The following is a 13,147-nucleotide window of genomic DNA, read 5'->3' on the forward strand; positions in this document are numbered from 1 at the left end:
GCCGAGTCAGCGATCGTTGGGTCCCCGGCGCCTCTTCCAACTGGACCAAAAGGTTCTCAGATACCGAACACCCAGAATGGCGGCACAGGCCGCCACCACGCCGTATCCCACCCACCGGATGCCTGAGGCGCCGGTCCAACGCGCCAAGAAACCTGAAAACTCGTACGCAGCGATGGCGACGCCAGCAAACATCCAGTTTGGATACCGTTCGTTCATGACAGGCCTCCATCGTTCTCGTCACCCCACAGGCGGATCTGATCTCCGCGCTCGAGCCGAGGCCTTGGGCGCCTCGCGAGATGGAGAAGATCCAGCCAATCGAACGCGTTCCATACAGCATCGTTGTTCGAGTTGTTGTTCATCAGGATGTGAACCTCTCGAACCCGCTCGGCGAGTGCGCGCACGTCCGGAACGATTTCGCGGAGCTCGTCCTGGCTGTATCGATAACAGAATCGCTCCTTGGACGAAGTGAGACCCTTTTGGTTCCACGTCTCGCGATTTCGGCCGTGCATGCGGAAAATAGCGAGATCTGGAGTCGTCACGCGGGGCACGTACGGAACTGACGTACGCCCCGCGTCGGGTTCGTCACAGATGACGTGAACGGCGCCCATGGCCTGGAGCCATTCGAGCGTCCGATGGGTACGTTCGTCGGTAGCGTACCAACTGCGCTCGCGAAATTCCACCGCCACGCGATGGGGATGCAGGAAATCCACCAGGCGTTCGACGGTCACGCGATGCTGGCGCGTGGCGTCAAACCACGGGGGAAACTGCAATAAGATGACGCCCAGTTGGCCCCGCTCCTCGACGGGTTTGAGACTCGCCAAAAACGCCTTGCCTACGTCACGGCGCGCCTCTCTGGACATCACCCGAACGTGAAACGTCAGCGCGCCGGGCGCCTTGACGTGAAAGAGGAAGGAAGGACTCACTTGCTCGAGCCACCGCTCCCACACGCGGGCCTCCACGACGCGGTAAAAGGTGCTGTCGATCTCGACGAGATCGAAATACGACGCGTAGTAGGCGAGTCGAAACTCCCGGGGCCAGGTGCGAGGGTAGAAGTCGTCGTGATCGTGAAAAGCGCACGTTCCGACGCGTATCATCCTGGACCTCCCCGCGGTGCGGACTTTGACCCCGTTCTTCGCTCATCGATATAATGGTGGACGTGAACGCGATATCTAGGTCTTGGATGGGAGATGAACGACATGGCGAGCGCTCAACACGCCATCCGCTGTCCGCACTGCGATCATACCTGGTTCCGGGAAGAACGCCAAGTCGAGCTCGACTCTAGCGTTGTCATCAAGCCAGGGATGCCCGTTGAAGGCCGCGTCGTGCGCGAGCAGTACGTGTACATCTGTGCGAATTGCAATCAGGTCTTATACCACGAATGACGCGTTTCACAGCTTGGTCCCGGTATAAAGATCCCCATCTCCTCACAGGATAACGAGGAGATGGGAGGGATCGCCTTGAAGCGACACGGTCGGCGTTTGGGGTGGGTCGCTGTGGCTGTCGCGGCGTTCGGAGCGTGGCATGCCTGGCCTCGGCTGGAAAGGCCGCATGCGCATGATCATCCTTCGCGCTCGGCCGAACCGTCCTCCGCCGGTTGGACGGCCGCAGACACAGGCACCACGCGACTTGGGGGGCGCGAAACGATTCTCGTCTTAGGCAGCGACAAGCGCCCCGAAGACCCGCGCGGGAATGCCGACGTGCTCCTCGTCGCGAGCCTCGATGACAGCCACCGCCGCATCGAACTCCTCTCTATCCCGCGCGACACCCAGGTGGCCTTCCCAGACGGACGGTATCACAAGATCAACGAAGCCCTCGCGAGTGGTGGGCCAGAAGAAACCTGCATGCTGGTGGAGCGCTTGATTGGGCTCCCCATCGACCATTACGCCGTCATTCGATTTGATGCACTCGTGCGCATGGTCGACCGCATCGGCGGCCTCGACATCGACGTGCCGCGCAATATGGACTACCGCACGGGTGACAAGGTGTACGGCGTCATTCACCTGCGGAAAGGCCGGCATCACCTGAGCGGCGAACAGGCGCTTCAGTTTGTCCGTTACCGGCACGACGCGCTCGGCGACATCGGGCGCACGGAGCGACAACAGGCGTTTCTCATGGCGCTCAAGGACCAGCTCTTTCGCCCACAGACACTGCCCCGGCTGCCCGAAGTGGCGCTGGACGCGTGGAAGATGATCGACACCGACATGTCCCTTGGTGACATGACGCGGCTTGCGGCCCGCGCGCCGCAGTACAGGACGTACCGGGCCGTGCACACCACGCTGCCGGGCTCCTTTCACGATCCCGACCCGTCCATTCCAGGGGACTTGAGCTACTGGGTCGTCAATCCGGCCGAAGCCCGGTATGTCGCCAAACGGTTTTTCGCAGACGGCGAAGTTCCGTCGCGGATCATTCAGGACCCTCGTGAGACGCGCACCTGGCTCCCTCCAGAGGCACGCGCGGCGCAAACGGCGACCGAACGTGCGAGATCTGGCTGACGCTTGGTCACGCGCCTGTTTTGGCACGCATCAGCGAATCCCGCACCGACTCCCGTGTGACCACAATCGCATCCCCACGGGCCTCACGCTCGATGTTTCGCCACGTCACGCGACTGTTCATCCAATACGACCAGACGGTGGACACTAGGATTCCAATGGCCTGCCCGACCGGAACGGGTACGCCCAATTCCTCGCATCCTCGCATCACGAGCGTCGTGATGGCGATCCCGACGAGCGAAATGCCGACAAACACAGGCAGCTTCCATCCCCATCCTCGCCCGGAGGATTCGGATTTCCAGGTGACGCGATCGTTCCAGAAATAGTTATTCAACATGGCCACCAGCGAGGCAGCAACGGATGCCACGGTGTCCCGCAGGTGAAAGCCGTACCACAGGAGGCTCAGAACCGCCTCGTTCACCACCACGCCCGACAGGCCGATGAAACAGAACAGGAAGAACCGCCGATCCGGCGGGCTCTGGCTCACCAAGCGCACCAGGTGGCGAAAGTAGTTCCACTGCTCCTTGAGACTCATCTTGGATTCGCCGAAATCGCGGGCCACGAACTCGTACGCGATCTCGTGCACGCTGCGGTAGCGGCCTTTTACCAGCACCTCAATTAAGATCTTCCATCCAATAGGATTCAGCTCGACACCTTCAATCACGTCGCGCCGCAGGCCGAAGAAGCCGCTCGTGCAGTCCGAGATCTTGCGCAGGCGATGGAGAGCGAGCTGCCCAATGACCCTCGCCGTCCACGAGATCAACTTCCGCAGTGGGCCCAGCCCGCCGTCTGAGCCCCCTTCCACGAAACGGCTTGGAATCACCACATCGATCCCGGATTCTAAACGCTCGTAGATGGCCGGCAACAGCTCCGGCGGATGTTGCAGATCCGCGTCCATCACAATCAGATACCTGCCCTGCGCACGTTCGAATCCACGCACGACCGCGCTCGCGAGGCCCCGCTCGTGATCGCGGTGGAACACGTGAACGGCGGGATCCTGGGACTCCAGATCTCGAAGGACCGCAACCGTATCATCGCTGCTATCGTCGACAAACCAAATTTCGTAGGAAATCCCTAGAGGGGATAAAGCTCGATGAATGCGTTCCACCAGGGGATGGATGTTGTCTCGCTCGTTGTACGTCGGGATCACCAAACTGACGTCCACGCCTCAAGCCTCCTCGCGCCAAGGCCTACCGTGCCGAGGCTTGGCCCTGTCCATCATCTCGGAACCACGCACACAACGCAGCCATGTCGAGATCGGCGAGCGGGCCCGAGGATGCGCGTCGCAGGAGATCCCGAGCGAGCCCCGCAATGGGCGTGCGAGCCTGCCAACGCTCGCTGGCTTCCATGAATAGACGCATGTCCTTCGCCAGATGTTTCACTGGAAATTGCGGCGTGAAATCGCCTGACTCAATCATTCCGCGCTTCCCGCTGTACACGGCAGGCCATACCGAACTCGTGGCCAGCACGTCTAGCGCTGTTCGAACGTCGAACCCCGCCCGTTCCGCAAAGGCGAGCGCTTCTCCCAGCGACAGCATGGACATCGCAAGCAAGTAGTTGACCATGAGCTTCATGGCGGAGGCGTTGCCGACGTTGCCCAGGCGGTGAATGACATGCGCCATCGTCCGTAGATACGGCAGAGCTGCGTCCACGTTCGCCTCCGTTCCTGCCACCAAGGCTACGAGCTTCCCCTCTTCGGCCGGCTTGGTGGTCCCGAGGACAGGCGACTCCACGTACCCCACGCCGCGCCGTTCCACTTGGTCCGCCAAACGAATTGAGTCTTCGACCCCGACCGTGCTCATGTTGACGACGATGGCCCCTGGCTCCATCGCATCGATGGCCCCTGACGCGAATAACGCCTCTTCCACTGCCGCGGCATCGGAGAGCATGAGAAAGGTTAGCCGGCATCCCTGTGTGGCTTCTCGCGGATCCGACGTGAGCCGCACGTTGGAAGGCAAATGCTGAATTGATTTTGGCGAACGGTTGTACGCGAGGACCTCTTCGCCCAACGACGCGACCCGCTTGACCATTCGCTCGCCCATTAGCCCAAGGCCCATCCAGCCAACGGTCATGGTTCACCCTCCTGTCTACCACGTGGACTCGCTGTACATGGATGTTCATCCATGATGGCGACCAATCGCTCGAGAAGTTCGAGAAACTTCCTCGCGTCCTGCTCTCCCAGCTTGTCCAGGAGTTGCGCGATCTTCACAGCGCGACTTCTCGTCAGCTCTCGGAGATGGGAACGGCCGCGATCCGTTAGAATCACGTACACGACTCGCCGATCCTCACTTGAACGCACGCGCTCGACGTAGCCCAACCGAACGAGTTCGTCACACACCTGGGTGATGGCACCGGGGCTCAGACCTGCGATGCGGGCCAAGTCAGACGACTTGGCCTGCGGCACGAGGCTCAAGTGCCGGAGCACAAACGCCTGCGTGTGCGTCAAACCGAATTTATCCTCGGTGAAGTGCGAGCGCATCCCGCGGAAGAACCGCTCCATAATCGTGTCGAGCCGCTGTGCGATATCCAGGCGATCCCCGTTCACCCACATTCACTCCACGTATGTAGTCTTGCGCAATGGTCCGCCGTTTTCGCATTCTGCTTCACTTCGCGTGGCCGTTGCGCCCGACGCGGCGGCGCAACAGAGCCGCAAACACGGCGAGCGCCGCGAGCGGAATACATCCCAGAAGGATGTAGATCCAGTTGCCAAACACACCTGCGTAGACCAACGCAACCCCGAGATAATACGGGACCATGGCCACGACGGCCGTCCACGTGTACGACCAAAGCGACGTGGCTGGGATCATGCCGGCAACATAGTTGACGAGAAACGCGGGCACCGGAAGCAAGCGGGCTAGCAACAAGCCCAAACTCCCCCATTCTCGCACCCAATGGTTGACCTGTTCAAACCGCTCGTGGTGCTGGACGCGTTGGAGCATGATGCGCGTAAAATAGCGGGCGATGAAAATAAGAATGGAACTGATGGTGGATCCAATCCACGCATAGGTCGTTCCCGCGACAACCCCAAACACGCGCAGGAAGATGATCAAAAGCCCTTCGGACGGGATGGGCGTCAGGCACCAGATGACCATGATTGCGATGGCCCAGATCACGCCCCAGAATCCCCACGACTGAATCCAGTCGGTTAGCCGGTGATTCCGGTCCAAGTACAGAACCACCACCGCCACCAGGGCGCCCGACAGGATCATCGCAATGGTGCGCCAATCTGTGAGCAGTTGCTTAACAAACCCCGCCACATCCACGACTCCCCGCTATCATTCCACTCTCTTTCACAGTATCAGACTGTCGGCAAAGGTTCAAACGCATTCAAAGGGCGACGAGCTGTCTTCGACGCCCGCCGCCGACAGCTCCGTTCACCGAGGTTTGATGGGCGAGGTGCGCTTTTGGCCAATGCGCCTTCCATCTTCCGGCGTCGGAGTCAGCGTATGCTCCTCGAGAGTATCGCGAATCGCCCACTGCTCCAGCGCTTGACGGTCCCCCTCGGCGAGCAGCTTTTCGCCGATGTTGCGCATCGGGGGTCCAGGCTTGCGGTGTGTCTCCCCTTGCATGGGCCATCCCTCCCGTGCCCTTACCGTGCCCTGCGCAACGGTTTGTATGCGCTTCGCCCGCGCTCAAATCCCTGGCTTCCTGCGCCACACCACACCTTCGTCCGTGCCAATGGCCACCTCGTTCGCCATGTCGATGAACAGCCCCGACTCCACGACTCCGGTGGTCAACTTGAGACGCCGCGCCAAATCCGCCGGATTAGCCACTTCATCGAACACCGTGTCCAGGATGTAATTGTGATTGTCCGTGACGAACACTTCCCCGTTTCGCTCGCGCAACGTCCAGCGTCCGCCGAGTTGTTCAATCCGCCGCGCGGTCGTCTCCCACGCGAAAGGCACGACTTCAATGGGGATGGCGAGCCCTGACAGCGTATCGTACAGCTTGCTGTCATCCACGACGATGATGAGCTCATCCGAGATCGACGCGACCAACTTTTCGCGCAACAGCGCGCCTCCGCCGCCCTTAATGAGTTGAAGGTCCGGTGTGACCGCGTCGGCGCCGTCGATGGTGAGATCCAGGCGAGGACAGTTGCGGAAATCGGTCAAAGGGATTCCCAGCTCTCGGGCTAGCCGCTCCGTCTCACGCGACGTGGGGATGGCCACGACGTCGAGCCCTTCCTTGACCCGTCTGCCCACCTCGACAATGGTGTAATACGCGGTCGAACCCGTTCCGAGGCCGACCTTCATCCCAGGTTGAATTCGCTTTGCGGCTTCTTCACCCGCCATCCTCTTCTTCTCCATGCTCGACTTCCTTTCACAGAATCGGAGACAAAAGCCTTGCGCAGCTCTCCATGATGCGTTCGGCTCTCGGCCGTGATCGATATTGTTCCAGCGTCAATCTATCACATTTCTCAAGATCGCGCTCGAACAGATCGGCGAGATGCCCACTCTTGTCTCGGTCGAAGATGAGCGCATTGACTTCGAAGTTGAGTTTGAAACTGCGAATATCGATGTTCGCTGTGCCGACGGAAGCCAATTCCCGATCCGTCACCACCATTTTGGCGTGTAGAAAGCCGTCTCGGTATAGGTAACACTGCACGCCCGCCTGAAGCAGATCGCCGAGATAAAATCTCGAGGCCCAAAAAACCCACAGGTGATCCGGCTTGCCCGGCAACATGACCTTCACGTCGACGCCGGAAAGACTCGCAATTTTCAGCGCCGTCAACAGGCTGTCGTCCGGGACAAAGTACGGCGTCTGGATATAGATGCTCTCTTTGGCCGCGTAAATCATTTTGATGTACGCATTCCGGATCTGCTCCCAATCCGTGTCCGGTCCGCTCGCCACCACCTGCATGCCGGTCGCGCCGGGGCGCCCGCAAACGCGAGGAAAATAGCGCTCCTCGAATTCCACGGGACGCTTAGATGAGGAATTCCAATCCAACAGGAAGATAGACTGCAACTCCAAGATGGCGCTACCTTCGATGCGCAGATGCGTGTCGCGCCAAAAGCCGAACCGCTCGTCCTTGCCCAGGTATTCATCTCCGACGTTGAAACCGCCAACGTATGCGACGGACCCATCCACCACCGCGATTTTCCGATGGTTGCGATTGTTCATGCGCAGATTCACGTACGGGATGCGGGAAGGAAAGAAAGCGGCGACTTCTCCGCCTTCACGCACCAGCGGTTCGAAAAACGACTTGGGAGTCCATGCGCAGCCGACGGCGTCGTAAAGGAGGCGAACCTGCACACCCTCGCGCGCCTTCTCGGCCAGGAGGCAAACGAGGCGCTTGCCGAGGTCGTCCGGCCGGAAGATATAGTATTCGAGGTGGATGTGATCCTTCGCCTTTCGAATGTCTTCGAACAGGGCTTCGAACTTGTCCACCCCGCGCACGAAGACATCGACGCGATTATCTTCCGTATAGACCGCGTAAGCCGTCTTGAGATTCAGCGCGATGAGATCCGCATGGCGCTGTGCGGCCGGTTCCTTGTACAACACATGGCCCGACTCAACCTGCCGGTGCTGGCGCTCCGCGGCGCGCGCCACCCAGGGCGCATTGCGCAGGCGAAACCGGGCCAACCGGTAGCGGCTGATATGTTGTCCAAACAGCACGTACAAGATGAATCCGCCAACTGGAACAAACAACAAAACCATGAGCCACGCCCACGTGACGGCGGCGTTATGCCGCTCTACGAAAATGATCACGCAGGCCGTGACGAGATCGAGTGCAAAAACGAGCAAGTAGGCGATGTGCAACCACGGCATGTTGGGTCTCCATTCCGGCATGGCGCCAGGCGCGGGCGCGTCACGGCCGCGCCCGCAGCACCGGCCAGACGAGCGGCGCAAACGCGATACAAAACGCCGCAATGGCCATCCATTTGAGATATGCTTGATCCGCGGGATACGTCATATCGGGCACCTCCAACCGCGTCTGTGCTATAGCGTATGCGCGATCGCCCGTCTCCGACGTTCCCAGAGAGGAGTGAACACCTGTGAACGGTTGGTTCTTGGCGGCTGCCATAGCGTCCGAGGTGTTGGCGACTTCGATGCTCAAATTGACACACGGATTCTCACGCCTCTGGCCTTCGCTGGCCGTGGTCCTGGGCTACGCGCTCTCCTTCTACGCGCTCTCGCAGGCGCTTCGAACCATTCCCATTGGCGTGGCGTACGCCATCTGGTCCGGCGTCGGCACCGCGGCCATCGCGGCGATTGGCGCCGTTGCCTACAGGCAACCTATCACGCCGCTGATGGGTTTAGGCATCGGGCTCATTGTGGCGGGCGTGGTGATCTTGAACCTTCATCGCCCACTCCATTGACCTCGCCGTGGCGCATCTCCTGGTGCGCCTGAGCGCAGAACACGCTCGGCTCGTGAGGATGATCCTCGTCTTCCACCTGAACGGTGACGTGCCCGATATTGAGGTGGCGCAGCCGGTGTTCAATTTCCCGGATCACGCCCTGCGTTTCGGATACCGTCGTGACACCGTCCATCTCCACATGGCACGAGAGCGCATTGCGCCCGTTCGCGATGGACCAGATGTGAAGGTCGTGCACGCCCCGCACGCCTTCCACCGTCAGGATGGCGTTCACGACGTCTCGGGCATTCACGTCGGCCGGCGCCCCCTCCATCAGAATGCGCGTGGCGCGTCCCGCGAGCCGGATGGCGCCATAGGCGATGGCCAGCGCGATGGCCACGCTCAGAATGGGATCGATGGGCTCCCAGTGCGTCCAGGCGATCACGGCGCCCGCCGCGATGACCCCAAGCGAAGCCGCCATATCGCCCAGCATGTGCAGCACGGCGCTCTGCACGTTGAGATTGTCCTCGCCGCGCATCGCGACGGCCATACCGAGATTCACGATAACGCCGACCAAAGCGCTAAGCGACATCCACAGCGGTTCAATCGGCCGAGGGTGCTGTAGCCGGTTCCAGGCTTCCACCATCACCCAAACAGTGACGCCGAGCAGGAGCAGCGCGTTCAACAGCGCGGCCAGAATGCCAGCGCGATGATAGCCAAACGTCATGCGCGCATCGGACGGCCGCTCTGCCTGTCGAAGCGCGTACCACGAAAGTCCGAGCGCGGCCATGTCCGTGAGCACGTGGCCTGCGTCCGACAGAAGGGCCAAACTGCCGGACACCACTCCACCGAGAACTTCCGCGAGAAACACCAGCGCCGTCAACCAGAACGCCAGGCGCATCTTGTCGGCCGGCGCGTGCACGTGCAGCCATTCGCCTTCGTGCACGTGCCCGCCACCATGCGCGTGATGATGACCGTGCGGATGTTCGTCATACGAATGGGACATCGTTCTTTCTCCTCGTGCGTGGTCCCGCGGCCCGATCCCGCGATCACCTTCACGATATTCGTTCCTCGCCGCCCGCGCAATACCGCAGGCCGGGATCGCCTCTCGCACGCAGTGGGGCGGCCCGAAGGCTCGAGCCGCCCGTCCCATCAACATTTGCTGTAACCGCACGCCTCACACTCGTAGCATCCGCCTTGGCGAATCAGCGTGTGCTGATGGCACTCCGGACACCAATCCTTCGCGATGGAATACGCCCTCAGTTCCGACGGCTTCGCGTCGTCGAGCTCGTCCGGCGCAGACGTCGCCGCCTGGCGCGCGGCCATCTGGCGAAGCGGGAACGTCTCGGCGTGCTCGATTAAGGCCTTTGCGATGGCGTCCGGCACCGACGTGATGCGCTGCGCGCCAAAGCCCACGGCATTTTGGCCTCCAATGCCGGAGAAGTGTTTCACCAACTCCGCCTCGCGGTTGGGGTTGTTCGACTCGCGCAGGTACAGCGTGATGGCCCGGCCGAGCGCCTCGTTGGCCGCGTACACGTCCGATCCGGCCTTGCCGACGTTGACAAACACCTCGGTGGCCATGTGCGTGTCCGGATCGTCGTTGATCGTGATAAACGCCTTGCCGAGCGGGGTCTCCTTGCGGTACGTCGCACCATAGAGCACGTCGGGGCGCCGGCGCTTCACGTACCCACCCGGAGCAGGAGCAGCCTGGACTGGTTGTGCCGCCTTTTCGGGTGTCTCCGAAGTTGCCGCGCCCTTCGCTTCCTGGCCATCGCCCGTTTCGTCGTCCTTCTTCAGCGACAGTACCTGCTCGCTGCGCGATCCGTCCCGGTAGATGGTGATGCCCTTGCAGCCGAGCTCGTAGGCGAGATCGTACAATTTCACCGTGTCTTCCACCGTGTACGAGTTCGGCGCGTTGCACGTCTTGGAGATGGAACTGTCGATCCATCGCTGCAGCGCGGCCTGCACGCGCACGTGCTCCTCTGGCGTGAGCTCCATCGCGGTGACGAAGTAGGGCGGCAGGCTCTCCTCGTTCGGATGTGCGCGCCGGTATTCCTCGACGATCGACGCGTGTTCCTCGAACAAACCGAGGCGAGAGTTGCGGAAGTACGACCACGCGTAGTATGGCTCGCACCCCGTCGAACAGCCGACCATCGTGCCCGTCGTGCCGGTCGGCGCAATGGTCATGGTCGTGACATTACGCACGCCATGTTTGCGGATGGCGTCGACCACGTGCGGGCGCTCCGCCGCCATGTGGCGCATGAAGCCGGATTGCAGGAACTTGTCCGCGTCGAACTTCGGAAACGGCCCGTACTCCTTCGCCAGCTCGACGGACTCGAGATACGCCCACTCCGCCATGAGCCCCATCAGCACGTCAATCAGCTTGACACTTTCCTCCGAGCCGTAGCGAATGCCGCAGTAGAGCATCAGATCGTGCAGTCCCATGATGCCAAGCCCCACGCGGCGTTCGGACATCTGGTTCTGCCGGTTTTCTTCGAACGGATAGTAGGTCGCATCGATCACGGCGTCCTGAAACCGAATCCCCCAGCGCGTCGTGCGCTCGAGCTCCTCCCAGCGGATGTGATGCAGGAGAAACTCGGCCTCGTCCGCCGGGAACTTCTCGAGAAGGCGGGATCGCACATAAGCCTCGCGCTCGGGATCGGAGAATTCGGTCCGAACGCCGCTGTCGCGAAAACCATTGGCAAATCGAGCTAGAACAACCGCTCCGAGGTTGCAGATCCCATAGGGCGGAAGCGGCTGCTCCCCACACGGATTGGTGGCGACGAGCGGGTTGAAATACCACGAGTTGCTCATCGCGTTGGCTCGACCCAAAAAGACGACGCCCGGCTCGGCGGATTTCCATGCCGACTCACAGATGTCGCGCCACAGCTTCGCGGCGGAGACCGTTTCTGTCACCTCAAAAGGCTTGCCTTCTTCGATCCAGCGCCCGAAGTCTCCATCGAACGCCTCGCGGTACGACGCCGGGACAAATCCGAGCTGCCACGACTCGCCACGGCGTTTCGCCTCCATGAACTCCTCGGACACGCCCACGCTGATGTTGGCTCCCGTGATGACGCCGTCCACCTGCTTCGCGCGAATGAACTTGGGCAGATCAGCGTGGCGGTCGTTCAAGATGAGCATCAAGGCGCCGCGGCGGGAACCGCCCTGAAGCGTGAGCTGACAGCCCACGCTCATAATCTCTCCGACGCCCACGGGGCCAAAGCCTTCGCCGAACACCTGGTTCCCCTTGTCGTACAGAAGCCCCCACGAGTACGCGCCGGACGACCGCCCGTTCACACCGCGGACATAGCTATAGCGCGGGCGAAGCGACGACAGGACGAGCGACACGCGCTTGCCGTCCCGCATCGCCTCCCACATGTCCCCGAGGGTTCTCGCGATGGTGCTGCGGCTGTCCCCAGGGCTTAGGCAGAATCCGACGGCCTGCGGCACCAGGTGCGCGTCGGAAGCCAGGATCTTCTCCATGAGCTCGCGCGCACGGATGCGCCCGTGCTCTTCGACGGGAAGACCTTGGCGCAACCACGCGTCGAGATCGCCCGTCCATTTGTCGTCATACCCCTCCACCGACGTGTCCGGAAACCGAAACACCCACTCGTCGTCCTCTTCCACGGCGCGCCAAAACGCGGCGTCGGCGCGGACGAGCTTCGTGGAATGAGGGTACTCAGTCTCCAGAAAGTCGGCGAGATCGGGATGCCAGGCGTCTAGGACCAGCATGAGTTCTGTCTTCCGGGACGCCCTGCTGACGGGAATCAGGGTGCCCTGAGGTGGGATGCGAGACAGGTTCATGCCCACGCCGCCGCTCCGCGCCTGGATTTCGAGCGTCTGGCCAAACGATTCCGCGTAGTCGCGAAGGTCGGGGCCCACGTTTGGAATCACAAAGCAGTTGTAGCTCGTCACCTGCATGCCCGTTCCCAGCGACGCGTTGATACGCCCGCCTGGGACGTAGCGCCAACCCTTCTGAAGCTCGTAAAACGCCTCTTCCCACACCTCCGGCTGGCGCGTGACCGCAGCAGCGCCCCGAGCGACACGCCGCCACATCTGCCGAGGTGAGGTTTCGAGCAGCACGTCCACTTGGCTTGCCGGCAAGTCCACGAGCGAACCATCCCGGAGCTCCACCGTGACCTGGTCCGCATCGCGATCCACCGCCTTCACGCGCGCAAGCTCGTGGTAGGCGCGCTTCTTGTCCAACACGGCGACGACGAGCGCTCCTGGCGCCAAAGCTTCCTTGCGGATGTCTTTCAGCAAATACCGGTCGGCGACGATCTTTTCACCAGTCGGTCCCAGGTAATCGTCGTCGTTCAGGTCCAGCATAGGCCTCTCCCGTTGTTCGATGGCCATTCGAAT

The 13,147-nt window shown here is 61.4% G+C and carries 14 protein-coding genes; 3 read left to right on the plus strand and 11 right to left on the minus strand.

The features are described 5' to 3' along the window. Positions 1–6: 6 nt before the first annotated feature. A complete protein-coding gene (locus TC41_RS09065) occupies positions 7–216 on the minus strand; it encodes a hypothetical protein (RefSeq protein WP_014464734.1) in 210 nt (69 codons plus the stop codon). Then, positions 213–1,094, minus strand: coding sequence for a DUF72 domain-containing protein (locus TC41_RS09070; RefSeq protein WP_014464735.1), 882 nt, complete (start codon positions 1,092–1,094; stop codon positions 213–215). The genes TC41_RS09065 and TC41_RS09070 overlap by 4 nt, the downstream gene beginning before the upstream one ends. 93 nt (positions 1,095–1,187) lie before the next feature. Here TC41_RS09070 and TC41_RS09075 point away from each other — a divergent pair, with 93 nt between their 5' ends. Beyond that, positions 1,188–1,382: a hypothetical protein gene (locus TC41_RS09075; RefSeq protein ID WP_014464736.1), complete on the plus strand. Its 195-nt coding sequence runs from the start codon at positions 1,188–1,190 to the stop codon at positions 1,380–1,382. Positions 1,383–1,457: 75 nt separating this feature from the next. Then, positions 1,458–2,492: an LCP family protein gene (locus TC41_RS09080; protein ID WP_148260167.1), complete on the plus strand. Its 1,035-nt coding sequence runs from the start codon at positions 1,458–1,460 to the stop codon at positions 2,490–2,492. A gap of 7 nt (positions 2,493–2,499) precedes the next feature. Here the strand turns inward: TC41_RS09080 and TC41_RS09085 are convergent, their stop codons facing one another. The 7 genes from TC41_RS09085 to cls form a co-directional block, all read right to left on the minus strand. After that, positions 2,500–3,654, minus strand: coding sequence for a glycosyltransferase (locus TC41_RS09085; protein ID WP_014464738.1), 1,155 nt, complete (start codon positions 3,652–3,654; stop codon positions 2,500–2,502). A 25-nt stretch (positions 3,655–3,679) separates the two neighbouring features. Then, positions 3,680–4,561: an NAD(P)-dependent oxidoreductase gene (locus TC41_RS09090; RefSeq protein ID WP_081462272.1), complete on the minus strand. Its 882-nt coding sequence runs from the start codon at positions 4,559–4,561 to the stop codon at positions 3,680–3,682. Then, on the minus strand, positions 4,558–5,040 hold the full coding sequence (locus TC41_RS09095; protein ID WP_014464740.1) for a MarR family winged helix-turn-helix transcriptional regulator: 483 nt from the start codon (positions 5,038–5,040) through the stop codon (positions 4,558–4,560). The genes TC41_RS09090 and TC41_RS09095 overlap by 4 nt, the downstream gene beginning before the upstream one ends. A 52-nt stretch (positions 5,041–5,092) precedes the next feature. After that, complete coding sequence (locus TC41_RS09100) at positions 5,093–5,746, minus strand: TVP38/TMEM64 family protein (RefSeq protein WP_049784354.1); 654 nt, start codon at positions 5,744–5,746, stop codon at positions 5,093–5,095. 117 nt (positions 5,747–5,863) lie between these two features. Then, on the minus strand, positions 5,864–6,058 hold the full coding sequence (locus TC41_RS09105; RefSeq protein ID WP_041695270.1) for a hypothetical protein: 195 nt from the start codon (positions 6,056–6,058) through the stop codon (positions 5,864–5,866). Positions 6,059–6,121: 63 nt separating this feature from the next. Continuing rightward, positions 6,122–6,796 carry a ribose-5-phosphate isomerase RpiA gene (gene rpiA, locus TC41_RS09110; protein WP_014464743.1) on the minus strand — a complete coding sequence of 225 codons (675 nt, stop codon included), beginning with the start codon at positions 6,794–6,796 and terminating at the stop codon, positions 6,122–6,124. Positions 6,797–6,809: 13 nt separating this feature from the next. Further along, positions 6,810–8,258 carry a cardiolipin synthase gene (gene cls, locus TC41_RS09115; RefSeq protein ID WP_014464744.1) on the minus strand — a complete coding sequence of 483 codons (1,449 nt, stop codon included), beginning with the start codon at positions 8,256–8,258 and terminating at the stop codon, positions 6,810–6,812. A 227-nt stretch (positions 8,259–8,485) separates the two neighbouring features. On the opposite strand from cls, the gene TC41_RS09120 reads away from it, so the two are divergent. Beyond that, the gene (locus TC41_RS09120) at positions 8,486–8,809 is read left to right on the plus strand and encodes a DMT family transporter (RefSeq protein WP_014464746.1); all 324 of its coding nucleotides are present in this window, start codon (positions 8,486–8,488) and stop codon (positions 8,807–8,809) included. On the opposite strand, the gene TC41_RS09125 is transcribed toward TC41_RS09120, so the two are convergent. Both TC41_RS09125 and TC41_RS09130 read right to left on the minus strand, forming a co-directional pair. Then, complete coding sequence (locus tag TC41_RS09125; protein WP_014464747.1) at positions 8,760–9,791, minus strand: cation diffusion facilitator family transporter; 1,032 nt, start codon at positions 9,789–9,791, stop codon at positions 8,760–8,762. The genes TC41_RS09120 and TC41_RS09125 overlap by 50 nt on opposite strands. A gap of 146 nt (positions 9,792–9,937) precedes the next feature. Further along, a complete protein-coding gene (locus tag TC41_RS09130) occupies positions 9,938–13,141 on the minus strand; it encodes an adenosylcobalamin-dependent ribonucleoside-diphosphate reductase (RefSeq protein ID WP_014464748.1) in 3,204 nt (1,067 codons plus the stop codon). Positions 13,142–13,147 lie beyond the last annotated feature (6 nt).

It is taken from the genome of Alicyclobacillus acidocaldarius subsp. acidocaldarius Tc-4-1, assembly GCF_000219875.1.
In the GTDB taxonomy this organism is placed as follows: Bacteria; Bacillota; Bacilli; order Alicyclobacillales; family Alicyclobacillaceae; genus Alicyclobacillus; species Alicyclobacillus acidocaldarius_A.